The organism is Chthoniobacter flavus Ellin428 (assembly GCF_000173075.1).
Taxonomy (GTDB): domain Bacteria; phylum Verrucomicrobiota; class Verrucomicrobiia; order Chthoniobacterales; family Chthoniobacteraceae; genus Chthoniobacter; species Chthoniobacter flavus.
Window position 1 is genome coordinate 14,809 of sequence record NZ_ABVL01000031.1, and the last position, 25,247, is coordinate 40,055.

Consider the following 25,247-nt stretch of genomic DNA (forward strand, 5'->3'; position numbering starts at 1 on the left):
GAATGAAACCGCCGAGATGACCCAGAACCACCACGCGATGATCGAACCGCAGCCGATGGTGTGGTAATGGATCGCCGCGGATTTGATGGATAGCACGGCTCACAGAGCTGAAGACAAATTGAATGCTTCAGTGAGTGGCCCTGACGTCACCTTTGTTCAAAATTCCTCGTGAAATCCCGAAGCTGGAAGGCCATTCAACGCGGTGGAAACGAATCGGCTGCGCTGGCGTTATCTTGGAATGACGACCAGTGTCTTCACGTAGCCCTCAATTTTCGCAACTTTGTCTCGTCGAAATGTCTCAGTATTGTAACCGTTCCTCCCAAATATGAGGTTTTTGTGGCTTATTTTGAGCAGTTTACAGTCGACACTACGGAGAGGAGGACAAGGTAATTATGTATATTCGACCAGGGACAGAACCTACGTGGAACGCCGAATGCTATAATTACCGGAAGGGTTATAATTATTATCATACCTTATGAATCCATTCAGAAACCACCTCCGACGAGGTTTTACGCTGGTAGAAATCATGGTTGTCGTTTCCATCATCGCACTCCTGGCCGCGATCGCGACATCCAACTTCATTCGGGCACGCAAGCGCGCCCAAGCCGCGAAGATCCTCGACGATCTGCGCACCCTGGACGGTGCGCTCGATCAATACGCCATCGAGAACAACAAGAATTCGGGAGACCTTGCCATGTTCTCCGACCTGCAACCCTACATGAAGCGGATGAACAAGCTGGCTCTGATGGGCGCAGACATTTTCGGCCAGCCGTACGGTCCATATACCGTCGATACCCCGCCCAAGGTCTCCGACCGCGCTTTCCAGTCGCTATCGGACGTGGCGCCGGAGTCGTTCTGGTCGCCTTACTATTAAATAGTTAAGGCTGGTTGAAAGTTTTTCTGAGAATCTGGGTGCAAAGCACTCGGCGCAATTCGACGTGCGCCCAACAAGAGGCTTTTGTGGCAAACTCGCGACTTTAGCGAGCTTTTGGAATCAACCATCCTACGCCCGTCGCGATAACTATCGCGACGGGCGAAGGTAAGGGTTTCCCCGATAAAGATGGCTACTTTCGTTTTCCTTTCGCTTCGTCGGCCGCCACCATTTCATCCTGCACATCCTTTTCGATCAGCGTGATGATGTAATTGCTGAGCGAGCGACGATCTTTCTTCGCCTTGATCTTGGCGAGTTCGAGAAGGTCTTCGGGGCAGCGGAACGCAGTGTATTTGCTCATAGTTGGAAAAATCATAAGTCAGAATAGGTATAGTGCTGATGTTATGCGGACGCACAGGCTGCGCGAGTGGGGTCGCGTGGGAGAATCGTCCTTCCCGCAGCCTGCCATCACATAAAGTGTTTCGCATCGCGGAACGGCTGTGGACGTTCCGCGGACACACTTTTTTCAAATAACGTATGTATACGTAACTCTGACTCCCGTCTACACCTCTCGGTGGTGACGATAATTAGTGACGAAATTCTGACGAAATGTGGCGAACGTTCCGTTCTCGATTTCCTGTCGCATACGCCACATCAAATTCAGATAGAAGTGGAGATTGTGTAGCGAAATCAGCCTCAGTCCGAGTATCTCTTCGGCCTTGACCAAGTGACGCAAATAGCCGCGAGAAAAATTTCGGCAAGCTTCGCAAGTGCAGCCCTCTTCGATCGGCCCCTTGTCATAAATATACGGAGAATTCTTTAGATTCACGGTGCCTTGTGCGGTGAAGGCGGTGCCATTGCGCGCCAGACGGGTCGGCAACACGCAATCGAACATATCGACGCCGCGGGCCACCATCTCGACCATCTGCGGCGGAGTGCCGAGCCCCATGGCATAGCGGGGGCGGTCCGCCGGCAGATAAGGTTCGCTCGCTTCGATCGCGGCCATCATTTCGGGCTCGGGTTCGCCGACACTTACTCCGCCGACCGCATAGCCATCAAAGCCGATCGACACCAGGGCTTCCGCGCTCTCCCGGCGCAAATCGGGGTAGGACGATCCCTGAACAATGCCGAACTTCATTCCCGGCGTCGGCACTTCCTTGCATCTCGCCGCCCAACGCAGGGTGCGGGCGAGGCTATCGGCCGCGTAATCCCGTTCACAAGGGAACGGCGGGCATTCGTCAAAGAGCATGGCGATGTCCGAACCGAGCGCGGCCTGGATCTCCATGGCTTCGCGCGGGCCGAGGAAACAGGGCGCGCCGTCGAGGTGGTTTTGAAAGTGCACGCCCTCTTCGGTGATCTTCCGCAGCTTGGCCAGCGAGAAGACCTGGAAGCCGCCCGAGTCCGTGAGAATCGGCCCGTCCCAATTCATGAACTGGTGCAACCCGCCAAAGTGCTTCATCACGTCCATCCCCGGGCGCACGAAAAGGTGGTAGGTATTGCCGAGAATGATCTGCGCGTGGACCTCGCGCAGTTCCGCGGGCGATACCGCCTTCACCGAGCCCTGCGTGCCGACCGGCATGAAGATCGGCGTCTCGATTACGCCATGGTTGGTCACCAACCGGCCACGTCGGGCTTTGGTGGCGGTATCGGCTTTCAGCAAGGTGAACATGGAATCGGAGGTCGAAGTTCGGAGTTGGAAGATCGGAGATCGGCAAACGGGCCGGTAAAGGGGTTGCGACAATAAATGGCGTGCAACACTCGGCAAGGGACTAAATCATTCGCCGTTCTCTTTTCCCCGAATTCCGATCTTCCAACTTCGATCTCCGAATTCAGTCCTGCAGCTTCGCCGTCTTCTCCCGATGCGCTTCCTCCTGGTCGATGAGCGAGAGAAACACTTTCTCGAGAGCGCCGGTCTCATGGGCCTGTGAGCGCAGCTCCTGCACGGTGCCGAGCGCGATCAATTTGCCGTGGTGGATGATGCCGATGCGGTCGGCGACTTCCTCGGCCACGCTGAGTTGGTGCGTCGAGAGAAAGAGCGTCATGCCGGCCTTGGCCCGCGCGCGGAGTTCCTGCTTCACGATGCGCGCGTGCATCGGGTCAAGGCCGATCATCGGTTCATCGATGATGAAGACCTTCGGATCGTGGAGCAGCGCCGAGGCGATGACGAGCCGTTGCCGGGTGCCATGGGAAAGATTTTCCGTGAGTTCGTGCCGGTACTCGTCGAGGTGGAAGCGCTCGAAGAGTTCATCGCTGCGTTGCAGGATGAGCTTGCGCTCCATCCGGAAGATGTCGCCCACGAATTGCATGAACTCGACGCTGGTCAGCTTTTCGTAGACGAAGGGAAAATCCGGGACGTAGGCGAGCAGTTCCTTGGCTTTGTTTGGCTCGCGCAACATATCGAAGCCGCCGATGAAGACCTCACCCTCGGTCGGCCGGAGCAGCCCAGTGAGCATCTTGATCGTCGTCGTCTTGCCCGCGGCGTTGGGCCCGAGAAAAGCGAAGAACTCACCCTCGGGCACTTCCAGGTCGAGCCCATCCACGGCGGTCAGCGAGCCATAGTTTTTTTTGAGCCTGCGGGCGGAGATCAAGGGACGAGGAGAGTTGAAATGCGAAAGAACGGCGAGCGCCGATAAAAGATGCGTTGGCGGTCCCGTGGAAAGGGAAAAATCGAAGATCTGTCTCCGGAGCGTGAACGCCGCATTGCCGGAAATGAAAAGTCACAGCGGCATCCTCCCGCTGATTCTCCAATGCCAGGCAGTCCCGCCCTCGCGGACCGCTGCCACCCCTATTCTGCCATCGTCTGCCGAAAAATCAGACGGTCAGCCGCACCATTTCCTTTCCCTTGTCGTCGAAGACGACGAACGGCGCGCCCTCGCATTCCGGCGTCTCTTTCGCGAAAGCGAATGCCTCGGTGATCGAGTCGAATTCCACCGCTTCTTCGTTACCTTCCTGCATCAATTTGAACCCCAACCAACGCGGCTCGGCGAACAACAAAAATGGTTTCATCTTGCTACGCCATTCGGAGAAACCCGCTCGGGTGGTCGCCTGTCGCCGAAGTCGCTGATGGACCTCGTTGGGTATGCTCACGTAGCCTCCTACGTGGTGGTGAAAGCATTCCGTTATCTGACTGCCGTTGAGTCGGATACGTATCTGAAGACGGTTTGAAAAAATTTGCGGTTATTTGCCGCCCAAGGTGAACCGAGCGTCGGTGAGGGGCGAGCATGCCGGCGTGGAAGCATGCGAGGGACTCGCGCCCGCTCCGAGCACAGCGTGACTCCCTAGGATCCAGAGGGAGAACGGTGAGGCAGGGATTCGAACCCTGGGTACCTTTTAAAGGGTACAACGCTTTAGCAAAGCGCCGCTTTCGACCACTCAGCCACCTCACCAACTGTGGGGCGCTTATTTCGGGTGGTTCGCGGGTATTGGCAAGAAAAAATCCGATTTTGCGGCGGCTTTTTCGCGGATCGGAGGGGAAGGGGGCGAAAGAGGACGAGGAGAGTAAGGGAATGGGAGGATGCGGAATGGCTGATGGCAGATGCTGTGGCTTCGAGTTTGAAGGAAAGAAGAACCACGGATTACGCAGATTTCACGGATTACAGAAATCTGCGCGGCCTCGTCCCATCCGTGAAATCCGCGCGCCCCGTGGTTTTAAAATTCTCGCGAATTTGGGAAGGGCCGAACGACCGAGGGCATCGGGGCGACCTTTTTTGGGGCGGCATTGCGAGGCCGGATGACAGATTTGTCGCGGTGGGTTGCGCTGGGCGGTATTCCGTGATGCTGTGCGGGTGTAGATGTATTCCTTATTCGTTCGTGTCCGACTTTTTCTGGCGTTATTGGTGACGGTGGTTCTTTTGAGTGGATGCGGTGCGGCGCGCTTCTGGTTTGGTGGGAAACGGCCGCCGCGGGCCACGGCCAAGGTGCCGCAATTCGTGGGCACGGTGACGCTGGTGAGCGACGATCCGTCGTTTGTGTTGATCGACAATGGCTCGTTGCCGCCGCCCACCGCCGGGACGGTGCTGACGATCGATAATCTAGGCGGGACGCCGGTGGAGATGAAGGTGACCCGCATCCAGAAGCCGCCCTTTGTGGTGGCGGATATCGTGAAAGGGGCACCGAAGAAAGGGGATCGGGTTTTTCGGTAGTGCCTGAAGGAGATCGGCGGGACAGGGCGAGGGCGTTCTGTCGGGGCGCTGCGAGCGAAAGTGGCGGGCGAAAGTGGCGGGCGAAAGTGGCGGGCGACCATTGCGCGAGATCGCGGTTGAGTTGGGTGTTTTGCACCGAAACTCGGGAGCGCCTCTGGCGTTTAGAGATGGTTTCTCACGGGATTTCTCCGGGAATCCCTCAATGGCACCCATGCATCAACCCACACCCAACCACGAAAAATCAGCCCTGCGCCGCGGGCGGGGAGGGGTGCGGGATGGCGCCTTCGGCGCTGGACCAATAGGCGGTATTCACCAGGCGGGCGCTCGTTTGGCGCAGGCGGCGGGCCATCTCCGTCATCATGGAGGAGACGATTTTGTAGCCGACGACGGTGTTGGACTCCATAAATTGGTGGAAGGCCTCGTAATCGATATACGCGAGCTTGGTCGGCTTCATGGCGTAGATGCTGGCCGTGGCCACGCCCGGGTCGAAGAGATTGATCTCGCCGAAGAACCCGCCCGGACCGAGCCGGCCGAGGAGCATCTCGCGTTTATTGGCCATGCGGCGGATGTGCACGACGCCTTCCGTGACGATGGAGAAGTTCTTTACCGGCGTGCCTTCTTCGATGATCCGTTCCTTGGTGTTGACTTCGCGGATCAGCATGAGCGCGCAGAGCGCTCGCAATTCCTCCTCGGTGAGTTTTCGCAAAATGGAAACATTGCGGAGCAATTCGACGTCCATATGTGTAACGCTAACAGCCGTGCCTACTCTGGGGCAAGGGCGGAACGGAGAACGATTTGTACTTCCCGTGAATCGAGATTGACGACTCATTCGAGAGCTTTAATGTAAACGCCATTAAATTTATGCCGACCTTACGCGCCGCGGATTCCAAACGCACCGACGCCGAGCGGCTGGCGGACATCTTTACGGTCCTCCAGCGCTGTTTCATTTTGAACCTTTCGAAGGAACTCAATCGGGGCAATGTCTCCTTTCCACAGTACTGCCTGCTCGGTTTCCTGCGGGAGCAGAATGAGCTGACGATGTCGGAGATCGCGCAGAAGATGGGACATTCCACGGCGGCAGCCACGGGGCTCATCGATCGGCTGGAGAATCTGGGGCACGTGAAGCGGATGCACGCGAAGGATGACCGGCGGAAGGTGCTCGTGCAGATCACTACATCCGGCTCCAATCTGGTCGCCGAAGTGCGCGAAGACATGATTTCAAACTTGTTGAAGATGATGGATGTTCTCGATCCCGCGGAGCAGAAGACGTGGTTGCAGATCTACGAGAAAATCTTCAGCTACTGCCGCTCCAAATGAGACTACGCCCACTGGCCGCGAGCATCGCGGCTGCCCTGTTAGTATTGTCACCCGCCATTGCGGTCCAACCTCATCCCGTCCAACACACTTGGAATGGGGATCTCACCCTCGACCAGGCGATCCGGCTCGCCCTGAAGCAGAACCCGAACGTCCTCAAAGCGCTCTGGCAGATCGAGCAAACGCGCGGGCAGATCATCGAAGTGCGCTCGGAGGCGCTACCCCACGTGGCATTGACGTCGTCCTATTTTCAGCAATCGAAGAGCCTGCTCGCGGGCCGGGGCGGAAACCTTTCCAACAGCACTGCGGGGACGAATAACACCGGCAGCAACAGCTTCAATACGAGCGATCTTTCCAAGCAGCTCGCGAATATTCCCGGCGTGTCGCAGAGCGCGGCGGGGCAGGTGGCCAGCGCCGTGCAGAATAGCGTGTCGCAAGCCCAAGGCTCCCAACCTTCGACGAGCAGTTTCGGCGGCGGCGATATCTCGTGGAATGTGGACGTGCAGGTGACGCAGACGCTTTACGCCGGCGGCGCGATTCGCTCGGCGATCAATATCGCGAAGTTTACGGACGACAGCAGTTACTTCAATCTGCGCGATGTCATCGACCAGACGATCGATACCGTGCGCCAGCAGTTCTACACGGTGCTCTTGAACCGCGAGCTCATCAAGGTCCAGGAGGAATCGGTGAAGTTGCTCGAGGATCAGCTCAAGGAATCCAGCAGAACCGTTTCGAAGCCGGCACAGTGCCGCGTTTCAACGTGCTGCAAGGCGAGGTCGCACTGGCGAACCAGCAGCCGCAATTGATCACCGCGAAGAATAATTACGTGATCTCGGAATACCAACTGGCCAAGACCCTCGGCATCGACCCGGGTCCGTCGGGCCAGACGACCTACCACGCGGTGGGGAGTCTCGACGTGCACGAGCGCCCGCTCGGTCTGCGCAACGCGATCCAGATGGGCATCGAGCACCGGCCGTTCCTCAAGGTGCAACGCCTGACGATCCTTATCCAAAAGGAGCAGGTGAAAGTGGCGCTCTCCGGCTACAAGCCCACGCTGTCGGCCAACGGCGGCTACGAAGTGCGCAATAACCCGACGACGAGTCATCTCGATGAAACGGTCGATGGCTGGTTCTTCGGCATCAGCGGCCAGTGGAATATTTTCGACGGTCTCCAGACCTATGGAAAGGTGAAGGAGGCGCGGGCTTCCCTCGAGTCGGCGAAGGTGAACTACGACGATTCGGTGCACCAGGTGGAGCTGGAAGTGCAACAGGCCTACGCGAATTTGCAGACGGCGCGGGAGACCATTCGCAGCCAGGAAAAAGTGGTGGAGCAAGCGCTCGAAGCAGTGCGTCTCGCCACGGAGCGTCTTGCCGCGGGGGCGGGCACCCAGCTCGATGTGTTGAATGCGCAGGTGCAGTTGACCACCGCGCGGAGCACGGAGCTGCAGGCGCGGGCGAATTACAACACGGCGATGGCCGAGTTCGATCGCGTGACCGCGACGGCGACCGCGTACGCCGAGACCTTCAGCGATCCGCTGATCGCCCACACGAAGAAGCCGAAGGATCCCTGGTTCGTGGACACGCGCGATCCGTACACCCTCAAGTCGGGTGGCTCTTCGGATAAAGCGACTCCGGCTCCGACGCCGAAGAAAAAGAAGAAGTCGCTACAACCGTGAGCGAAGCCCCGCCGGCGGTCGCGGCGTCGATGCCGATCGAGAGATTTCCGGCGCTCGTCGCGGCGCCGGGAGTGGTCCACGGCTTTCTTGGCCGTGTGTCCGGGCTCGACGTCAAGGTCGACCGCGCCCTGGCGCTGGAGCGGCTCGATGGTTTTCATCGAGCCGCCCGCGAAGAGCTGGGGCTCGGTGGACGCGCGTTTGTCTTTGGCGAGCAGGTGCATGGCCGGGAGGTCGCGGTCGTGGATGAACACACCTCGGCACCGGTACCGGGAGTCGATGGCGTCATCACCGCGAGCCGGGCAGTGTGCCTCGGGGTTTACGTCGCGGATTGCTGCGCGGTCTATCTCGTCGATCCAGTGCGGCGGGTGATCGGGCTGCTCCATTCGGGCCGCAAGGGAAGCGAACTGGGCATCACCGCCGTGGCCATTGAGCGCATGCGGACGGAGTTCCAGTGCGACCCGGCGGATATCATCGTGCAGCTCAGCCCGTGCATTCGGCCGCCGAATTACGAGGTCGATTTTGCGGCATTCGTCGTGGCGCAATGTCGCGCGGCGGGCGTAACTCAGGTGCACGATTGCGGGACGTGCACGGGCGCCGACACAGATGCGTACTATTCCTATCGCATGGAGAAGGGGAAGACGGGGCGGATGCTTGCCCTGCTTGCTCTGCGGTCCTAACGATTTGATGGTTGGCGCATCAAAGGATTCGATTCCCGGGCAGTGGAAGCTTAAGCTGGACTAAATATGAAACGCGCCTTCGACCCGCAAGAGCTCGAGCTCATGGATCGTCCGCAGCCGGTCACTCCCGAACTCGAGGAGTGCCTGCGGAATCTCGTTTCATTGAACCGCTTCTTCGGGAGCCACCGGTTGATTCGGAAGTTTCTCGCCCAGTGGCTGGTATCGGATCGCACCTACCGTGTGCTCGATCTTTGCACCGGTGCGGGCGACATTCCGCGGCTCATCGTGGATTGGGCGCGGCAGGCGGGAGTGACGTTGCGGGTCGATGCGGTGGACGCCAGTGACTCGACGCTCGAAATCGCGCGCCGCGGCGCGGAAGCGTATCCCGAGATTCAGTTTGTCAAAGGCGATGCGCTGAAGTGGGAGAGCCGGGAGACGTATGACCTCGTGACCTGCTCGCTCGCGCTGCACCACTTCAGTGACAAAGACGCCGTTATGCTGCTGCGGCGCTGCCGCGCGCTTTCGAATCGCTTCGTCCTCGTGTCAGATCTCGAGCGCACGAGTTGGGGAGCCGCTGGCATACGGTTGCTCACCGCGCTGGTCTACCGTCAACCGATGACCCGCGCGGATGCCAATACCTCGATCCACCGAGCCTTCTCCTTCCCGGAAATGCGCGCGTTGGCCGAAGCCGCGGGTTGGGAAAGTTTCGGCCACATGCGGTTCCTGTTTTGCCGGCAGGCGATCTGGCTGGACGAGCGGACGGTGGGTGAGATACCCGCGGTATCGGCCGTACCGGAAGTGCTGCCGTGCCCGACGTAGAGGAAGAAAAGGATGAAGACGGAAGGATGAGGGATGAAGAGTGGTGTTTTGCTGGTAACGAAAGCCTCGTCCTCAACCCGCGTAGCGCACCCCACTTCATCCTTCCGCCTTCCGCCTTCATCCTTTCCCATCCTACACCCGAAACAATGCCCCAAGCTTTTTCCCCAGGATGCGGCTCGTGACGAAGATGGTGAGCGCGAGAAAGACCATGGCCCACACGCCCAACGCGGAAGCAACGAAGCGACCTTCGCCCATCATCTGGAAGAGTTCGTAGATGGCCTTGGTGATCGGGAAATGAATCTGCTTCTGGGCCAGCACGAGCGAGTCCGAGACCTCGAGCATGGCGAAGGCGAAGGCCAGCAGGCCGCCGGCGAGGACATTGGCGGCGATGAGGGGGAAGGTGACGCGACGGAGAGCGCGCAGCGGCGGACAACCCAGATTTTGCGCGGCCTCTTCGAGGGTGACGCTGGTTTGCTGCAAGCCCGCCGCCGCGGAACGCACGACATACGGCAACCGCCGCACGGCGTAGGCGATGACGAGGAGAAGGGTCGGATCCTTCGAGGGATTGAGGAAAGCGAAGGTGCGTCCGTCCTGCGTCATCGAGATATAGCCGAAGGCCAGCACGAGCCCGGGCGCGGCGAGTGGCAGCATGGCGAGGGCGTCCAGCAAGTTGCGTCCCGGCAGGGTGGTGCGCACAACGACATAGGCCACGAGCACGCCGAGGACGAGGTCGAAGATCGTCGCGAGGCTGGAGTATTTGAGGCTGTTGAGGATCGAGGGGACGGCCAGTGGATGCGCGAGCGCGGTGCGATAGTGATCGGCGGTCCACCCCGTGGGCAGCACGGTATGATGCCAGTCTCCGGCGACGGAGGCGAGGATCACGCCGATGTGCGGGAGCAGCGCGGCCAGGGTGATCGCGGCAAAGCCCAGCGTGCAAGCCCAGCGCGCGGCGATTCCCGGCGTGCGGGCATTCGAGACGGTCGTGGCCTTTGAGACCATGGCGTTATCGGCCCGTCCGAAGAGCAGCTTGCTCACGGCATAGAGCAACGCGGTGCTGACCAGCATCACGGCGACCAGCGCAAAGGGGAACGGATTGCCGGCGATCTCCTTGATCCCGTAGAAAATCTGCACCGAGGTGATGCGGGAGAGATCGAAGATGAGGGGAACGCCGAGTTCGGTGAACGCAAAGATGAAGATGATCGTGCCGCCGGCGAAGAGACCCGGCATGATGAGCGGCAGGGTGATGCGCCGGAACTTGCGGAAGCCCGTGCAGCCCAGGTTTTCCGCGGCTTCCTCCATGGCTGGGTCGAGGTTCGCGAGCGCCGCGGTGAGGTTCAGGAAGAGGATCGGGTAAAGGTGCAGGGCATTGAGTGCGATCACGCCCCACATGCGGCCGCGACCGAGCCAGTCGATGGTGTCGTTCGGACCCAATACGCCGAGATGCATGAGCACGGCATTGAGCGCCCCGTACTGGCCGAGGATGTGCAGCACACCAATCGCGCCGACGAAGGGCGGCAGGATCATCGGCACCAAGATGGCCGCAGTGAGCAGCTTCTTTGCGGGAACTCATAGCGGTCCGCGACGAAAGCGAGCGGCAGCGCAATGGCAAAGGCCAGCGCTGTGCTGCCGATCGCCAGGAGGAGCGAGTTGCCGAGACCTTCGAGGTAGATGCGGTTGCGGAAAACTTCCGTGACGAACACGAAGGTAAATTTGCCATCCGCATCGAAGAACGCTCCGCCGAGCGTGGTGCCGATCGGCCAGAGGAAAAAGCAGGCGAAGAACGCGGCGGTCAGGACATAGACGAACCAGGCGAAGGTCTTCGACATGGGCGCAGGCTATAGAGGCCGAGTAACGAGAGCCAAGTAATCAGTAATCAGTGGCAAACACCAGATGGCGCTCTCCTCCGCACTGAATACTGAATACTGATTACTGATCACTTCGCCTCTCCGGCCGGAACAGGCGTAGCAGGTACTGGCGTAGCCGCCGAAGGTACGGGCGTCGCCGCCACCACTGCCCCCTCCCGCCCCTTCCACTTCGCCCGGCTGCGGGCGATGATGTCGTCGAACTTCTTCACTTGGGCCGGGTAGAGGATTGCTCGTGTGCGGTCCTCTGCTTCGTGCAAAGTTGCATCCACCTGCGGCCGGATTGTTTCGTGACTCTGCCGCAGCTTGATCCGGGCGTCGTCGACGATGCCTTGTAGTTTGCGTTTCTGTTCCTCGTCGAGCTTCAGCTCACGGTCGAGGCGCTTCACTACCACGTCCATGACTGCCTCCGGTCCGCCCATGAGCGTCTCGCGGAGCTTTTGCATCGCGCCCGCACCGGTCACCGCGGCGCCGATGAAGACGCCGAAGAAGAAGATCAAGAGGACCCCAAGAATCCGTTTCAGCGTCCTCATCGATGATCACCCGTCATGTAGGCTACCAGGAGTTGCTCATCATTCGCCGGGGCGGTTTCCGCGACGAGGGGTGAGACTACTTCCGTGTGTTGCGCAGTGTGACTCCACCAGCCCACGGCGAGTGCCAGTGCCGCGAAGAACGGGCACAGCCGCCACGCCCAGGCAAAGATCGAGCCGGAGTTCTCGGCCCGCAATCGGGCAGCAAGGCGGGTCTCGAAAGCGAACTCGGCGCGAGAGGTATCCGGCGCTGTGGTCCGCGCGGCGGCAAACAGCGCATCCAGTTTCTGGTCGAAGTTATCGTTCATGGGTCGTCTCCAGTATTTTTTTCAGATTCTGCCGGGCCCGAAAAGCCCGCACCTTCACATTGCTTTCGCTCCAGCCGGTGAGTTCCGCGATTTCCTTCATCGGGCGTTCCTCCAGTTCGGCGAGCGTGATGATGAGTTGCTCGTCCGGCGCCAGCCTGGCGAGCGCCCAGTGCACCAGCTCTCGCGCCCGGCCGGCGGCGATGGCCGCATCGATCCCCGCATCGCGCATGTCCCACTCCGAGCCATCGAGCGAGACCTGCTCGCGCACGCGCCGTTCCTTGCGGAGGAAATCGTAGCAGGCTGACACGATGATCCGCGACAGCCAGTGCTCGAACGGGGCATCGCCCCGAAATTTCCCGAGATGTCGGAAGGCCCGCACAAAGACCTCCTGCGCGATGTCGTCGAGTTGGTGATCGTCGCGCGCGAACCGGGCGGCCGCGGCGAAGACGCGGCGCTTGTGTCGCGAAACCAGTTCCGCGAAGGCAGCCTCATCCCCGGCCAGCGAGGCCGCGACGAGAGCTTCATCGGTAGGCGGGGCGAGATCTGCCATCGGCGGCGTCTTAGCGTCCGCCAACGATAAAGGCAATGCAGTCCAGGTAAGGGCAAGCGAACTCATCGGTCGGAAAAGGGGCCGCTCTGGAGCAAAAAAGGTCGAAAGCGGTAATCATCATCTCAATAGACGGGTGGACCTGACAAATGGTTACAAGAGCCGTGGGGCATCGCTCTCTTGCCATTGAAGGGGCGGGGCGCTATCTTTGCCGCGTGAGTTTCGACGCTTTGCTCAAAGAGGTAGAAGCGCTGGATGCAACCGCACGGCGCAAGCTGATCGCGTACATGATCACTCTCGAAGACCGACGGCAGACGGAATATGCCGAGAAATTGGCACAAAAGATCGACGATCAGACGCCCGGTAAATGGCTGACGGTGGAGCAGTGCGAGCGGGAATTGGGGCTTGAAGATTAACGACTTGTGGCGCCGCGAGGACTTCTCGTTGACATCGAGGTATTGGAGTTTCTGCGAACATTGCGCGTGAGCGTCCAGCGTGAATTATTGCAACGCTTTCGCCAGATTGCGGAAATGCCCGATCGTTACGCTGATTACACCGAGCGGGATGCAATCGGTCGAGACGTGAACGTTCACATCATAGGAAAATTTGCCGTCAAGTATTGGGATGATTTTGCCGATCGGCAGGTTAAAATACTTGATCTTCATGCGGCCGATCGCCGCGGGCCATTGTAAGCCTCGAGAGTACGGAGGCTAGATGCGATTAGTCCGCCGCTGAGCCAGCGAATAGATGTCAACTCGGCTCCTGCTGAAACAGGTTGATACCGAATATTCTTGTCGAGTGTTAGGGAGATTGCTATGCGGCACGGCGTTATGAGAGGAACGAAACTGTTTTATGTGTTCGGATTGGGGTTGCTTTTGGGCCAGCCGTCGTCGCGTGCACTGGTGATCAATCCAACGTATGACTCTTCGGTGACGAGCCTGGCCAACGCGGCGCAATGGGAGAGCGGCTTTCAGGGGGCAATCCAGGAATTCGAAAACAACTTCAACGATCCAATCACGATCAACATTACATTCAAGGCGAATCCAGGAACCTCCATCTTCGGGCACAGCAACTACACGGTGCACAATACTTACACGTTTTCCCAGATCGTGAGTGCTCTTCAGAGCCACGCCACCACCGCGGCCGATAACGTTGCGCTGGCGAGTCTGACGGCAGATCCGACCGGCGGAGGGAACTATGTTTTGAATGATGCCCAAGCCAAGGCGCTGGGGTTTCGTTCGGCGACCAATCCGTCTTCGGATGGGACGGTAACTATTGGAGCAGGTTACAATTTCACGTTTGATCCGAACAACCGGGCCGTTTCCGGGGAATATGACTTCATCGGTATTGTGGAGCACGAGATCAGCGAGGTGATGGGTCGTGCCTCGGGTTTGGGGGCGAGCTTTGGGACGGGACAATTTTCTTCCGTGTATGAGATTTTTGATCTCTTTCGTTACACGGCGCCGCACGTGCAAACAGTGAACCCCAACGACACCGGAGTTTATTTTTCGATCAATGGCGGGGTGACGAATCTGCACGGTTTCAACAGCGTGCCGGGGGAGGATCTGCAGGATTGGGCGGGAACCACCCCTTACACCGCGGACGCTTTTAATGCTTTCAGCTTTTCCGGTTACAAAAATGGGCTCTCCTCCGAAGACCTGATGGCGATGGATGTGATGGGATATTCGTACGTCCCCGAGCCGGGGGCGGGGTCGCTGGCCGTGGCGGGAGCGACTCTGTGCGCAGGTTCCCGGAGGCGAAGGAAGCTCACCCGCTCTTGAATCTGGCGAACCCTCGATTAGCTATTCCGCGGCGACGTGGGCGCCTTTCTCCGCGACGGAGCGCTTCATGAAAAAGGTGAGTCCGATCAGCAGGATGGATACCGCGGCGAAGAGGACGAAGGTATCGAAGTAGGCGAACGAAGAGGACTGCTGTTCACGCAGATTTTGCAACGATTGGATGGCCATGTCGCGCGCGGCGGCGGCGTCGCCGTTCTGCTGGAGGAAGTACGCCCGCGCCTGGTCGAGGTAGGAAGTGACCGCGGGATTGAAACTGTCGAGATGTTCACCAAGGCGCAGGCTGTGAAATTGGTCGCGTCGCTCGTGGATGGTTTGCGCGATGGATGTACCGACGCTGCCGCCTTCGTTGCGGAGCAGGGCAAGAAGGCCGACCGCGGCGCCGCGCAGTTGCGGCGGGATATGCATAAAGGCGGCGACGTTGAGCGGCGCGAAGAGCATGGACAGGCCGACGATGAACACGGTGCGCGACCAGACGACATCCCACGGGCTGATATCGAGGGTGAAACGCGACATCCAGAAATTGCCGATGGCCAGGATGAAAAGGCCGGCCGCCATGAGCCAGCGCGCATCCATGCCGCGCCCGAGCAGAAGGCCGACAATGAAGAGCATGATGACCGCGCCGATGCCGGAGGGCGAAAGAACGAGGCCGGAGGTGGTGGCGTCGTAACCGAAAAGCGACTGGAGCAGCGCGGGAAGCGAAGTGGTATTGGCGTAGAGTGAAGCGAAGGCGCAGAAGATGATGACGCAACACCAACGGAAATTTTGGTCGGCGAGGGTGCGAAAGTGGATGAGCGGATTGGCGATGCGCTTTTCGCGCCAGATCAAGCCCACCAGGCCGACGACGAAGAGAACGGCCAGCGTTTGCACGCGAAGGAATGGATCGCCAAACCAATCCCACTCCTGCCCTTTGCTGAGCACGACTTCCCAAGTGACCATGGTGAGGCTGAGCAGGCAGAGGCCGATCGTGTCGAAGGGAGCCGCCTTTTTTCGTGACTCGATTTGCGCGGCCTTCAAGTACGGCGGGTCAAAGACGAGCCGGCTGCACATCCACAGGGCGAAGCCGCCGACCGGGAGGTTAAGGAAAAAGATCCAGCGCCAGCCGTAATTGTCGGTGATGTAGCCGCCGAGGGTGGGGCCTACGACGGGCGCCAGCAGGGCGGCGATACCGAAGAGGGTTTGTGCAGCGCCCTGCTTTTCCGGTGGAAAGGCATCGAGCAACACGCCCTGGCTGGAGGGTTGAAGACCGCCTCCAGCGAGACCCTGCAAGACACGGGACGCGATGAGCATGCCGAGGCTGCTGGCCATGCCGCAGAGCACCGAGGCGAGGGTGAAGATGGCGATGGAGAGCAGGAAGTAGTTGCGCCGGCCGAGGCGCACGGCCAGCCATCCGGAAATGGGAAGGATGATCGCATTCGCCGCGAGGTAGCTCGTGATGACCCACTCGCTATCCGTGGCCGGGGCGGACAAGCCACCGGCCATGTAGCGCAAGGCCACATTGGCGATCGTCGTATCGAGCACCTCCATGAAGGTGGGGATGACGACGGCGAGCGCGATGATCCAGGGATTGATCGTGCGCCGCGCCACGGGGATGGCGGCAGCGGCGCTCGCGGAAAGAACGGCGGTGCTCACGGCTTGACCGGGGCGACAGCAGGCTTGGCTTCAGGCGTGGGGGTGGCAGGGGCGATGACCGCGGCGCCCGCAGCGGGCGCGTAAGGCTGGAGGAATTTGCCGGCATCGGGACCGGTCGGCGCTTCCTTGATGCGCACGACGGGTTCGACCGAGACGCCGACAAAGAGCGGTTCGACGTCGGGATTGTAGTCGATGAGGTCGATGCGCACGGGCAGGCGTTGGACGACTTTTACGAAATTCCCCGTGGCATTTTCCGCGGGCAGGAGCGAGAGCGTCGACCCGGTGCCCATGGTGAAGCCGGAGATGCGGCCCTTGAAGACGTGCCGCTTGCCATACATATCTGCGTGGATGTCCACGGGCAGGCCGATGCGCAGTTGCGAAAGTTGCGTTTCCTTGAAGTTCGCATCGATCCAAACTTCGGTGAGCGAACGGATCGCCATGAGGCTTTGGCCAACCTGTACATTATTGCCCGGGTTGACGTTGCGGCGCGTTACGATGCCGTCGATTTCGGCGACGATATCGCAGTAGCGGAGGTTCAGCTCGGCATCCTCGAGATCGTGCTGGGCTTGCAGGAGTTTCGCCGCGGCCTGTTTTTGCGTCGGGGCATCCTTGATGATTTTCGAGTAAATCACATCGATGTCGCCGCTGGGATCGCGCCGGTAAAATTCGTCGACCATCTCTTTCGGCGTGAGCTTGTAGGAAGAGGGAAAAATGCTGATCTGCGCGGCGCTTTGCAGCAGATCCGCCTGCGCCTGGCGGACGGAGGAGAAGGTCTGCGGGAGATCCTCGGGGACGTCGGTGAGGGGCTGGCCATCCGCGGGTTTGGCGGGCAGCCCAAGGTTGACTCGCGACTGGATGACATTCTCGGTGGCCTGATTCACCTCGGCCTGTGCGGAGTCGTAGGTCGTCTTGCGCTGATCGAATTCCTCTTTGCTGGCGACTCTGGTCGTGAGCAGCTTTTGATAACGGTCGAATTCCTGCTTGGCGAGCTCGAGCGAGGACTTGGACTTGGCGAGAGCGGCGGCATTGGCGCGCAGGACGGCGATTTTGTTGTCCACGTCCTCGATGGTGTGCTGGAGCTTGTAACGAGCGCTGCGCGCCTGGGCGACCTGGCCACGGACGGTGGCCTGCGCAGCGATGAGATCCGCCTGGGCGGTATCCAGCGCGGCTTGTTTGATCGCGACCTGCACTTGATACGGTTCCTTGTCGAGGACGACGATGACATCGCCCTTGTGCACGCGATTGTTGTCGTCGACGAGGACCTTCGCGACTTGCCCGGCGACACGCGGCGCGACGAAGGTGACATGGCTGTTCACGTAGGCGTCGTCGGTGGATGTCGTATTGAGCGCTTCGTAGACGAAACGCCCCCCGAAGAAGAGGACGACGAGGACGATGACGAGGACGATGATGGAGCGAAGGGGACTCTTCGGCTGGGCGGGCGGCGTGCTGGCCGCAGGGGCAGATTCTGTCGCAGGTTTCGTCGTTTCGCTCGGGCCCGATTTGGGTGTGGCAGCGGTATCCATAGAAAATGGGTGTCTGGAGCGAAATGAAGCACGCGCCTCATACCCAGGCACGGTTTTTCGCGCAACGACTCCGCGTCGGATGTATCATTTTACACGTCGAGCCGGTAGCCGAGTCCGTGCACGGTGAGGAGGTGCTGCGGCTCGCCGGGTGTCGCCTCGATTTTCTGCCGCAGCTTGACCACGAGCTGGTCGAGCGTCCGCGTGGTGCCGTAGTAGTCGATACCCCATACCTCGGTGAGAATGGTCTCGCGCGAGACGGCATTGCCGCGTTCGCGATGGAGAACCGCGAGCACCTTGAGTTCGCGTGGCGTGAGTTCGAAAGCTTCCTTGCCGCGCGTGCCGCGAAGAGCGCGGCAATCCACGTGCACTTTGCCGAAGGATATTTCCTCGGGCACATCGGCCGCCACCGCGCCCGGCGTCGCGCGGCGCAGGAGAGCCTGCACGCGGGCGAGCAACTCGCGCAGCGAGAAGGGTTTGGTGACATAATCATCGGCGCCGAGTTCGAGGCCCACGACCTTGTCGACCTCCTGTCCCTTGGCGGAGAGCATGAGGATGGGCGTGCAATTTTTCTCGGCGCGCAATTCACGGCAGAGATCGAAACCGCTCTTGCCCGGCAACATGATGTCGAGCACCACGAGATCCGGCCGGCGCTGGCGAATGATCGGCAACGCTTGCGCGCCATCGCGGCAATCGGAGACTTCATAGCCTTCGCCACGTAACGCATCGCACAGGCCGAGGCGGATGTGGGCGTCGTCTTCCACAACGAGAACGTGTCTTTTCACAGAAGTTGAGAGTTGAGGGTTGAGAGTTGAGAGCTACCGCTGGCTTGCGGAGACTTGTCCGCAAGCGGGAGGTTCCAATGGATTGACGCGGGGTTGGGTAAAAACTCGGGCATACGAGAAAGCGGCTATCAACTCTCAACTCTCAACTCTCAACTATCCACTTTCCCCTTCCCCGCCACCGGCACGCGGAGCGTGAAGTTACTGCCGCCCTCGAGGCGTGGTTGGTAGAGGATCTCGCCGCCGTGTTCGCGAGCGAGTTGTTGCGCCAGGGTGAGGCCGAGGCCGCTGCCCTGGATGCCGCTGCTGAGCGAGTCGTGTGCGCGGTAAAAGGACTCGAAAATCTTGCGCTCGTCTCCCGGAGGTACGCCGATACCGCGGTCGAGCACACTCACGCAAGCATGGCCCCCATCGAGGTAACTGTGCAGTTCCACTTCCTTGCGCTCGCCGGCGTATTTTTCGGCGTTGGAGAGCAGGTTGACGAGAATCTGGGCCAGCGCATCCTCGTCGCCGATGACCGGATACGGTCCCGGCGCGGCCTGCCAGCGCGTGGTGAAGCCGCTCTCTTGCAGATGCAGGGCGTGGCCTTCCCAAGTGCGTTCGACGACGGAGCGCAGGTCGAGCGGCTTCTTGTCGAACTGTTTTTGCTTTCGCTCCAGTCGCGCGAAATCGAGCACGTTATTGATCAGCCGGGTGAGCCGTTCGGCTTCCACCATGATGATGCGCAAATACTGCGGATACTTTTCCGTGCTGCCGCCGTTGCCGTTCTGCATCAGTTCCGCGAACATGCGAATGGAGGTCAGCGGCGTCTTGAGTTCGTGCGAGACATTCGAGACGAAATCGGTCTTCTGCTGGGCGAGGGCGAGCTGCCGGCGCGCGTCGGCCACGACGAGCCATCCGCCACACGCGATCACGGCCAGCGCGGCGGCGATGAGAAAGATCACGGTGCGGCGGACAAGCTGCGCAGACTCCCGGAGTTGCTCCGGACGCTGGAGGTAAAGCGCCGCTTCCCAGTGCGGGAGGGCTTCGCCGATCTCGGAAGCGACAAAGGGATGTTTCCAATCGCGGCCTTTCACGCCGAGCGGCTGGGTTACTACGGGGCGCGCCTTGTCATCGAGCAGCGCGAGAACGAATTCCGCCGGCCGCCCATTGGAGCTGGAGTCAGCGCCGCTCGCCTCGGTGGAGGAGAGCGCATTGGGCCACAAGTCGTGTAAATCATCCGCCTCGATGAGACAGCCGAAGACCAGCCCGGGCGCTTGCGCCGGGCGGAGCCAAAAAATGATGTCCAATTGGTCCTGGACGAAACGAGTGACGACGCCTTCGTTCATGCCTTCGGTGAGGGCGCGGAAGTCAGTGGTCGTGGTGGTGAATTGCGAGACGGCTGCCTTCTTGTTGTTGTCATCCATCATCCATTGCGGAGCCACGTTGCGCATCGGAGCTTCCTTCGGAGGCTCGTTCGGCTCCTGCCTGGTGGCGTCCGTCGCCGCACTCTTGTCTTCCGCGGCCCGCTCTGGCGATTGCGGAGGAACTCCAGCATTCGTCGCGAACTTTTGGTCTTTGTTATCCTGGCTTTTGGCGGCGGGCGGTAAAGGCGGAGATTGCGCAGCTTGTCCCCGCGCGGAGTTGGGGAGTTGCTTGGAATAGGTCGCAGCCTTGCTCTGCGGTTGCATCGGAGCCGCGCTTTGGAATGGCACCGCGGCTTGCGTCTCCTGCGGTGTGATCACCGCGTTGTTCGCCGTCATGCCCTGCGACAAGTCGGAGCTATTCTTGGATCGGCGGAATTGCTCCGGCTTGGTGAGTTCGTCGCCGGCTACCCAATAGACTGTGGCCGGGGTGGTGCCAGCGAGAAAGGAGCTATTGCCGAGCAGGAATTTTTCCCAAACGGGGTTGCTCTTGGCTCGCTGGGGCGGGGTAGCACAGAGATTACCCGCGGCGCCGAGCGAAAAGCCGATTGCCTTGCGCGGCCATGCCTTTGCGAGCTCCGTGGAGAAGTTATCCGCCAGTTTTTGTGGATCGTTTTTGGCGAGTAACTGCCGCACGACATCATCGAACGCGCGTCGCTGGTCATCGATGAGCGATCGCACGGTAACCGCCGTGTTCTCGGTTTCCTTTTGGTAAAGTGCCGCCGTGCGATTCTCGAGGATGATCTGCTGTTCATCGGCGCTACGCAGCGCCAGCCAGCCGAGCACGATGCTCGGCAGGAGCACGGCGAGAAGGAAGATCCAGATGCTCTTTTTCATCCGGCCTTCCGCCGGCGAGACACGCGGGAGCTGGAGGAGCGGCGCGGCGTTTTCATGACACGGGGTGGAGAGAGGGTGACCGAATCCCGAAGAGAGGAAAACAGTAAAGAACGCCGATGGAATAGGCTCGGAGCCTGGGGCGCTCTGCCTGTCTTCCGGTTCTTCCGGGATTCACGGTGCGGTCGTGCATGAGAGCACGTTAGCCGCGGATTGTCCGGCCCGTGTCAGAGGCCTGTGCGGAGTTTGTCAAAAAGATGTCACGGCCATCAGGCGACGGCGCGCACGGCCGCCCGGCGAAGAAGGCCTACTTCTTCGATTTATGCTCGAGGGGATTATCGCTGCTCGATCCGAGCGGATCGGCGTCCCGCGGCTTGCCCTTGGAAGTCTTCCACATCCAGTCGTTGGGCCCCGGCGTAGGGGACGCATTCTTTTTCGTCGCGAGCGGGGTCGCTTTGGCGGCAGAAGCCGATTCCGATTTGGAGTCCGTATCCTCGGCTTCCGGCTTGTTGCAACCAACGAAAGCAATGACGACGAGGAGACAGAGCGGGAGTTTTTTCATGGAGGAGACTGGGAGATGGCAGGGCGATGCCACGCAAAGTAGCAGGCCGAAAGCGGTCTGCATTCGCTAATTTGCAATATGCTACCTTTTTCGTCACGAATGTTGGCGGTGACGAAGGAAACTATTTCCAAGGCGAGTTGGTCGCGCAATTCCCAAGCCGATCCGACGGGTAATTGGAGGAACTGCAGTGCTTCCATGGGCAACCACAGGTCGATGTTACGAAAGGTTTCCTGCCGGTGCAGATTGACCAGCACCAGGAATCGCTGGCCGGTCGTGGCGTCATAACGCAGGAACGCATAGAGCCAGTGACCGCTCGCGGATTCTTCCGGCAGGCGTCCATAGCGTGCATTTTGAATGTTAGCTGGGTTGAGACCGAAGAATCCGCCGTCGCGGAAGGCGGGTTCATTGATGAGCCTCAGCAATCGGGCGTAGAAGGCGCGCAATTCCGTCTGCTCGGCGGAAAGCCGGCCGCCGTCATAGCGGTGATGGTTGACCCACTTCACCAATTCCGGCATCGACCAATAATCGAAGATGCTGGTGCGCGCATCGTCGGCGCCGAAACCTTCCGCGCCCTGGGCTGGCTCACCCACTTCCTGTCCGCTGTAAAGGAGCACCGGTCCCCGGGAAAGGCCGAAGAGGATGGCGGACACGGGCCGTCCGACTTGCATACCGATGCCACCCCATTCGCTGGCCCCGGCGAGTCGCACTTCATCGTGATTTTCTGCGTAGCGCAGCGAACTGGTGAAGAGCGTGGCATCGCCGCTGAGGCCGTCGAGATCGTTGGCCCATTTCGGGCCGTCATAGATGCCCTTGAGAATCTTATAAGTGGGATCGTCGTAGACCGCATCGAATCCCGCCGCGAGCAGGTCGTGCAATACGTTACCGCGGCCGACTTTCATCGGGTCGTTGTTGTAGGCCTCGCCGGCGAAGAAAACCTCGGGTTGACGGGCCCGCGCTCGCGCGACCAGCCACTGCCAGAATTCCGGCGGCACCATATGCGCCATGTCACAGCGGAATCCATCCACGCCCATTTCCTGCCAGTAGGCGAGGACCGCATCCATTTTCATCCAGGTATCTGGAACCGGCTTTTCCGGATGTTCCGCGGTGGGATATTCCTGCGCGCCGGAGGTGAAATCGTAGCCGTAGTTGAGCTTCGCGGTTTCGTACCAATCCGAAATACTCGGCGCCCAGGTGGCGGCGTTGTTCCCGGTCACACGGCCATAATCGCGCTCGCTGTCGAAGCGGCCATCGCATCCGCCGAGCACGCGGCAGGTGGCGCTGATCGGCCGGCCATCGGCGAAGGTGGGCAGCCGCAACGGCGGACCGCCGCCCGGCGAGTCCGGCCGGAGATAATAGAAGTTATTCCGCGGGTCGAAAAACTTCCCGCGATCATCGAGGGTGCCGAAATTGAGATTGGACCGGACGCGCGAATAGTAACTGCGCGCCACGTGATTGGCGATGAAGTCGAGGATGACGTGCAACCCGTTGGCGTGGATGCGCCGGAGGAGCGCCTGGAATTCGGCGAGACGCTGAGTGGGGTCGATGGCGTAGTCGGGGCAGACATCGAACAAATCGGTGACGGCAAACGGACTGCCCGCGAGGCCCTTGAGGAGATCGGGATCATCCGCCGGAAGTCCGGCCGCGGAATAATCAGTGCCCGTGGCGTGACGCAGCACGCCGGTGAGCCACAGGTGGGTGAAACCCATCGCGCGGAGCGAGGACAAGGCCGTGTCATTGATGTCCGCAAACTTGCCTACGCCGTTTTCCCCGAGGGTGCCGTTGCAGCGGCGCGTCTCGTTTACATTTCCGAAAAGCCGGGGGAGGAGCTGGTAGATGCGGATACGGTCCATCGAGGGAACGGCGAGGAACATCCAATATCCAACGCCCAACATCCAACCTCCAATTGCAGAAGCTTCCCGTGGTCGGGGCTGCATTGGATGTTGAATGTTGGATGTTGGGTGTTGGATGTTAGCTCCCAATGAGCGAATTTCTCTGCATTGGTCATCGCGGTGCATGCGGGCATGAGCCGGAGAATACTTTGCGCTCGATTCGGCGCGCGCTGGAACTTGGCGCGGATGGCGTGGAGATCGATGTGCGGCTGGTGCACGGCGAATTGCTCGTGATACACGACGCCAAACTGGGGCGGACGACGAATGGCCAGGGTTACCTGGTGCGCAAATCGCTGGCCGCCTTGCGCGCGCTCGATGCCGGGAGAGGCGAGCGCATCCCGACCTTGCGCGAGGTATTTGAGACGGTGGACCGGCGGGGTTTCATCAATATCGAGTTGAAGGGACGGCGGACGGCCCAGCCGACGTGTGCGTTGATCCAGGAGTTCATCCAAACGCACGGCTGGCACTACGAGCATTTCCTGGTTTCCTCGTTCAATCGCGCGGAGTTGCGCGCGGTTACGGATCCGCAAATCCCGATCGGGCTGTTGCTCACGCGCCCGACGCGGTTGTACAGCTTGAGCGCGCGGCGCGTGCGAGCGAGTGCGGTGCATCCAGCGGTGCGATGGGTGACCGCGCGTTTTGTGGCGGATGCGCATCGGCGCGGACTGCGCGTGTTTCCATACACGGCGAATCTGCCGACGGAGATTGCGCGCCTGCGGGAGTTGGGCGTGGATGGCGTGTTTACGGATTTTCCGGAGCGAGTGACTGGCGGAGAAGAGCGTGGAATGTAGCGAGTGCGTCTCGCCCTACAGGCTTTCCCTGCGAGGAAATACAACTCTTTTTTGCCTCGTCAGCACGGATTTTGCCTCTACCATCCACCCATGCGACCCCTGCTCTCCCGGACAATTCCGCTTGCGCTGTGTTTGATCATCGCGGGCTGCTCTTCGCCCCGTCCATTGCCGAAGTACGAACGCCCGCTCGCCCGCACGCAAATCCAGCACGTGCGCACGACGGCGTATACCGATACCGAGAGTGATCATATCCAGTATTCGAATCACAACGCCCTCGGCGGGACGTTGCAGTATGGCCAGATTCATAGCGCGGCGGCGGATTGGTCGCGCTGGCCGGCGGGCACGATTTTCCGGATTCGCGAGACCGGTGAGTTGTATCAGGTGGATGACTATGGCTGGGCGCTTTCGGGCACGAACACCATCGATCTCTACAAACCGTCGCGCGCGCTCATGAATTCGTGGGGCGTGCGCACGGTGACGATCGAAAATTTGCAGTGGGGCGATCCGCGACAAAGCCTCTCCATTCTCCGCCCGCGTTCCCATTACCGGCATGTGAAGCGCATGATCGCGGAACTCGAGGATCGCATGGATGAACTCTCGCATCCGGTGCCCGCGATGGGCCCGCCGTCTCCGTCGGTGATGGTGGCCGCCGCGTCCTCTTCGCCGACGCTCGCGCCTCAGCTCGCCCCCATTCCCGCCACGCATGCAGTGCCCACGGCGCCCGCCGCCATTCCGGTGGCGCGTCCGATCGCTGTGGCTTCCGCCCCGCCGCCGCAGAACGCGCCACGTGCGGTCCCGGTCTCGAGTCGCCGGACAAACCCGCTGGCGAACGATCCGTTCTTTTCGGGCAGCAACTCGCGGTAAATCTGGTCGCGCGGAACGGCGAGGCGTGCTTAAGCCTCGGCACCGTCTCGCGATGCACCGCTGCCGATCCGATTTTCCAAGGTGAAATCGGCGACGCTAATTCACGATCTTGAAGGCGCTGCGCGGGACCACGATGGGTTCTGGCAGACCGCGCGCGGTGAGCGTGACGTGCTCTTCATCGCTCGCCGGGGCGAGAGTGACATCCGTGCGGTCGCCGGGACGGAAAACCACGGCCAGGGTGCTGCCGGGTTCAAGTTCCGCCATGCCGTGATCCGCGTCCTCGAAATCGCTGAGCCATTCGACGGTGACATTCATAAGCAGGGGATAACTGACTGACGCAACATCGACCGTGTGTATTCACGAATCAAGTGGGAGCTCGCTGAAAGCTTGCCAACATTCAATCAGGAGGAGCGTTTCGCCAACGCTTGC

The 25,247-nt window shown here is 60.3% G+C and carries 29 protein-coding genes and 1 tRNA gene; 13 read left to right on the top strand and 17 right to left on the bottom strand.

Features of this window, described 5'->3' with window-relative positions; translation table 11 throughout:
- The first annotated feature begins 475 nt into the window (after window positions 1–475).
- Window positions 476–874: a type II secretion system protein gene (locus CFE428DRAFT_RS34705; protein ID WP_083805393.1), complete on the top strand. Its 399-nt coding sequence runs from the start codon at window positions 476–478 to the stop codon at window positions 872–874.
- Window positions 875–1,064: 190 nt separating this feature from the next.
- Here the strand turns inward: CFE428DRAFT_RS34705 and CFE428DRAFT_RS37945 are convergent, their stop codons facing one another.
- The 3 genes from CFE428DRAFT_RS37945 to CFE428DRAFT_RS28850 all read right to left on the bottom strand — a co-directional run bounded on the left by CFE428DRAFT_RS37945 (window position 1,065) and on the right by CFE428DRAFT_RS28850 (window position 3,459).
- Window positions 1,065–1,247 (bottom strand): hypothetical protein, encoded by a 183-nt coding sequence (locus CFE428DRAFT_RS37945; protein ID WP_006983250.1) that lies wholly within the window; start codon window positions 1,245–1,247, stop codon window positions 1,065–1,067.
- A gap of 186 nt (window positions 1,248–1,433) precedes the next feature.
- Window positions 1,434–2,540, bottom strand: coding sequence for a tRNA guanosine(34) transglycosylase Tgt (gene tgt / locus CFE428DRAFT_RS28845; protein ID WP_006983251.1), 1,107 nt, complete (start codon window positions 2,538–2,540; stop codon window positions 1,434–1,436).
- 160 nt (window positions 2,541–2,700) lie between these two features.
- A complete protein-coding gene (locus tag CFE428DRAFT_RS28850) occupies window positions 2,701–3,459 on the bottom strand; it encodes an ABC transporter ATP-binding protein (RefSeq protein WP_006983252.1) in 759 nt (252 codons plus the stop codon).
- A gap of 100 nt (window positions 3,460–3,559) precedes the next feature.
- On the opposite strand from CFE428DRAFT_RS28850, the gene CFE428DRAFT_RS40120 reads away from it, so the two are divergent.
- Entirely contained in the window at window positions 3,560–4,036 is a 477-nt protein-coding gene (locus CFE428DRAFT_RS40120; RefSeq protein WP_131990077.1) for a hypothetical protein, read from the top strand.
- 132 nt (window positions 4,037–4,168) lie between these two features.
- Here the strand turns inward: CFE428DRAFT_RS40120 and CFE428DRAFT_RS28860 are convergent.
- Window positions 4,169–4,257: transfer RNA gene (locus CFE428DRAFT_RS28860), tRNA-Ser, on the bottom strand.
- 450 nt (window positions 4,258–4,707) lie between these two features.
- On the opposite strand from CFE428DRAFT_RS28860, the gene CFE428DRAFT_RS28865 reads away from it, so the two are divergent.
- Window positions 4,708–5,013, top strand: coding sequence for a hypothetical protein (locus CFE428DRAFT_RS28865; protein ID WP_131990076.1), 306 nt, complete (start codon window positions 4,708–4,710; stop codon window positions 5,011–5,013).
- Window positions 5,014–5,254: 241 nt separating this feature from the next.
- Here CFE428DRAFT_RS28865 and CFE428DRAFT_RS28870 read toward each other — a convergent pair whose 3' ends face one another.
- Entirely contained in the window at window positions 5,255–5,752 is a 498-nt protein-coding gene (locus tag CFE428DRAFT_RS28870) for a Crp/Fnr family transcriptional regulator (RefSeq protein WP_006983256.1), read from the bottom strand.
- A 122-nt stretch (window positions 5,753–5,874) separates the two neighbouring features.
- Here CFE428DRAFT_RS28870 and CFE428DRAFT_RS28875 point away from each other — a divergent pair, with 122 nt between their 5' ends.
- The 5 genes from CFE428DRAFT_RS28875 to CFE428DRAFT_RS28895 all read left to right on the top strand — a co-directional run bounded on the left by CFE428DRAFT_RS28875 (window position 5,875) and on the right by CFE428DRAFT_RS28895 (window position 9,498).
- Window positions 5,875–6,330 (top strand): MarR family winged helix-turn-helix transcriptional regulator, encoded by a 456-nt coding sequence (locus tag CFE428DRAFT_RS28875; RefSeq protein ID WP_006983257.1) that lies wholly within the window; start codon window positions 5,875–5,877, stop codon window positions 6,328–6,330.
- The gene (locus tag CFE428DRAFT_RS28880) at window positions 6,327–7,133 is read left to right on the top strand and encodes a TolC family protein (protein WP_006983258.1); all 807 of its coding nucleotides are present in this window, start codon (window positions 6,327–6,329) and stop codon (window positions 7,131–7,133) included. Before CFE428DRAFT_RS28875 ends, CFE428DRAFT_RS28880 begins: the two co-directional genes overlap by 4 nt.
- Window positions 7,073–8,002 (top strand): TolC family protein, encoded by a 930-nt coding sequence (locus CFE428DRAFT_RS34710; RefSeq protein WP_006983259.1) that lies wholly within the window; start codon window positions 7,073–7,075, stop codon window positions 8,000–8,002. The genes CFE428DRAFT_RS28880 and CFE428DRAFT_RS34710 overlap by 61 nt, the downstream gene beginning before the upstream one ends.
- Window positions 7,999–8,679, top strand: coding sequence for a purine nucleoside phosphorylase YfiH/LACC1 family protein (locus CFE428DRAFT_RS28890; protein WP_085951238.1), 681 nt, complete (start codon window positions 7,999–8,001; stop codon window positions 8,677–8,679). Before CFE428DRAFT_RS34710 ends, CFE428DRAFT_RS28890 begins: the two co-directional genes overlap by 4 nt.
- A 66-nt stretch (window positions 8,680–8,745) precedes the next feature.
- Window positions 8,746–9,498 (top strand): methyltransferase domain-containing protein, encoded by a 753-nt coding sequence (locus CFE428DRAFT_RS28895; RefSeq protein WP_006983261.1) that lies wholly within the window; start codon window positions 8,746–8,748, stop codon window positions 9,496–9,498.
- Between the two features lie 132 nt (window positions 9,499–9,630).
- Here CFE428DRAFT_RS28895 and CFE428DRAFT_RS28900 read toward each other — a convergent pair whose 3' ends face one another.
- From CFE428DRAFT_RS28900 to CFE428DRAFT_RS28915, 5 genes are all read right to left on the bottom strand, one after another.
- Entirely contained in the window at window positions 9,631–11,022 is a 1,392-nt protein-coding gene (locus tag CFE428DRAFT_RS28900; RefSeq protein WP_006983262.1) for an ABC transporter permease, read from the bottom strand.
- On the bottom strand, window positions 11,019–11,324 hold the full coding sequence (locus tag CFE428DRAFT_RS39310) for a hypothetical protein (RefSeq protein WP_006983263.1): 306 nt from the start codon (window positions 11,322–11,324) through the stop codon (window positions 11,019–11,021). Before CFE428DRAFT_RS39310 ends, CFE428DRAFT_RS28900 begins: the two co-directional genes overlap by 4 nt.
- Before the next feature lie 107 nt (window positions 11,325–11,431).
- Window positions 11,432–11,893 carry a hypothetical protein gene (locus CFE428DRAFT_RS28905; protein WP_006983264.1) on the bottom strand — a complete coding sequence of 154 codons (462 nt, stop codon included), beginning with the start codon at window positions 11,891–11,893 and terminating at the stop codon, window positions 11,432–11,434.
- The gene (locus CFE428DRAFT_RS28910) at window positions 11,890–12,198 is read right to left on the bottom strand and encodes a hypothetical protein (protein ID WP_006983265.1); all 309 of its coding nucleotides are present in this window, start codon (window positions 12,196–12,198) and stop codon (window positions 11,890–11,892) included. Before CFE428DRAFT_RS28910 ends, CFE428DRAFT_RS28905 begins: the two co-directional genes overlap by 4 nt.
- A complete protein-coding gene (locus CFE428DRAFT_RS28915) occupies window positions 12,188–12,748 on the bottom strand; it encodes an RNA polymerase sigma factor (protein ID WP_006983266.1) in 561 nt (186 codons plus the stop codon). Before CFE428DRAFT_RS28915 ends, CFE428DRAFT_RS28910 begins: the two co-directional genes overlap by 11 nt.
- A 212-nt stretch (window positions 12,749–12,960) precedes the next feature.
- Between CFE428DRAFT_RS28915 and CFE428DRAFT_RS28920 the strand changes: the two genes are divergently transcribed.
- The 3 genes from CFE428DRAFT_RS28920 (at window position 12,961) to CFE428DRAFT_RS28925 (ending at window position 14,526) form a co-directional block, all read left to right on the top strand.
- Window positions 12,961–13,161, top strand: a complete 201-nt coding sequence (locus CFE428DRAFT_RS28920; RefSeq protein WP_042726023.1) for a hypothetical protein — start codon at window positions 12,961–12,963, stop codon at window positions 13,159–13,161.
- 66 nt (window positions 13,162–13,227) lie between these two features.
- On the top strand, window positions 13,228–13,437 hold the full coding sequence (locus CFE428DRAFT_RS37950) for a hypothetical protein (protein ID WP_131990072.1): 210 nt from the start codon (window positions 13,228–13,230) through the stop codon (window positions 13,435–13,437).
- Window positions 13,438–13,575: 138 nt separating this feature from the next.
- Window positions 13,576–14,526 carry an NF038122 family metalloprotease gene (locus CFE428DRAFT_RS28925; protein ID WP_006983269.1) on the top strand — a complete coding sequence of 317 codons (951 nt, stop codon included), beginning with the start codon at window positions 13,576–13,578 and terminating at the stop codon, window positions 14,524–14,526.
- A gap of 21 nt (window positions 14,527–14,547) precedes the next feature.
- Here CFE428DRAFT_RS28925 and CFE428DRAFT_RS28930 read toward each other — a convergent pair whose 3' ends face one another.
- The 6 genes from CFE428DRAFT_RS28930 to CFE428DRAFT_RS28955 form a co-directional block, all read right to left on the bottom strand.
- On the bottom strand, window positions 14,548–16,173 hold the full coding sequence (locus CFE428DRAFT_RS28930) for a DHA2 family efflux MFS transporter permease subunit (RefSeq protein WP_006983270.1): 1,626 nt from the start codon (window positions 16,171–16,173) through the stop codon (window positions 14,548–14,550).
- Window positions 16,170–17,696, bottom strand: a complete 1,527-nt coding sequence (locus tag CFE428DRAFT_RS28935; protein ID WP_006983271.1) for an HlyD family secretion protein — start codon at window positions 17,694–17,696, stop codon at window positions 16,170–16,172. The genes CFE428DRAFT_RS28930 and CFE428DRAFT_RS28935 overlap by 4 nt, the downstream gene beginning before the upstream one ends.
- A gap of 89 nt (window positions 17,697–17,785) precedes the next feature.
- A complete protein-coding gene (locus CFE428DRAFT_RS28940) occupies window positions 17,786–18,478 on the bottom strand; it encodes a response regulator transcription factor (protein ID WP_042726024.1) in 693 nt (230 codons plus the stop codon).
- A gap of 149 nt (window positions 18,479–18,627) precedes the next feature.
- Window positions 18,628–20,715, bottom strand: coding sequence for a sensor histidine kinase (locus CFE428DRAFT_RS28945; RefSeq protein WP_006983273.1), 2,088 nt, complete (start codon window positions 20,713–20,715; stop codon window positions 18,628–18,630).
- A gap of 304 nt (window positions 20,716–21,019) precedes the next feature.
- The gene (locus tag CFE428DRAFT_RS28950) at window positions 21,020–21,274 is read right to left on the bottom strand and encodes a hypothetical protein (RefSeq protein WP_006983274.1); all 255 of its coding nucleotides are present in this window, start codon (window positions 21,272–21,274) and stop codon (window positions 21,020–21,022) included.
- Window positions 21,271–23,124 carry an alpha-amylase family protein gene (locus CFE428DRAFT_RS28955; RefSeq protein ID WP_157447671.1) on the bottom strand — a complete coding sequence of 618 codons (1,854 nt, stop codon included), beginning with the start codon at window positions 23,122–23,124 and terminating at the stop codon, window positions 21,271–21,273. Before CFE428DRAFT_RS28955 ends, CFE428DRAFT_RS28950 begins: the two co-directional genes overlap by 4 nt.
- A gap of 128 nt (window positions 23,125–23,252) precedes the next feature.
- Between CFE428DRAFT_RS28955 and CFE428DRAFT_RS28960 the strand changes: the two genes are divergently transcribed.
- Together CFE428DRAFT_RS28960 and CFE428DRAFT_RS28965 are read left to right on the top strand one after the other, a co-directional pair.
- Window positions 23,253–23,954 carry a glycerophosphodiester phosphodiesterase gene (locus CFE428DRAFT_RS28960; protein ID WP_006983276.1) on the top strand — a complete coding sequence of 234 codons (702 nt, stop codon included), beginning with the start codon at window positions 23,253–23,255 and terminating at the stop codon, window positions 23,952–23,954.
- Between the two features lie 90 nt (window positions 23,955–24,044).
- Window positions 24,045–24,818, top strand: coding sequence for a 3D domain-containing protein (locus CFE428DRAFT_RS28965; RefSeq protein ID WP_006983277.1), 774 nt, complete (start codon window positions 24,045–24,047; stop codon window positions 24,816–24,818).
- A 96-nt stretch (window positions 24,819–24,914) separates the two neighbouring features.
- Here the strand turns inward: CFE428DRAFT_RS28965 and CFE428DRAFT_RS28970 are convergent, their stop codons facing one another.
- Window positions 24,915–25,133, bottom strand: coding sequence for a hypothetical protein (locus CFE428DRAFT_RS28970; RefSeq protein ID WP_006983278.1), 219 nt, complete (start codon window positions 25,131–25,133; stop codon window positions 24,915–24,917).
- Between the last annotated feature and the right edge of the window lie 114 nt (window positions 25,134–25,247).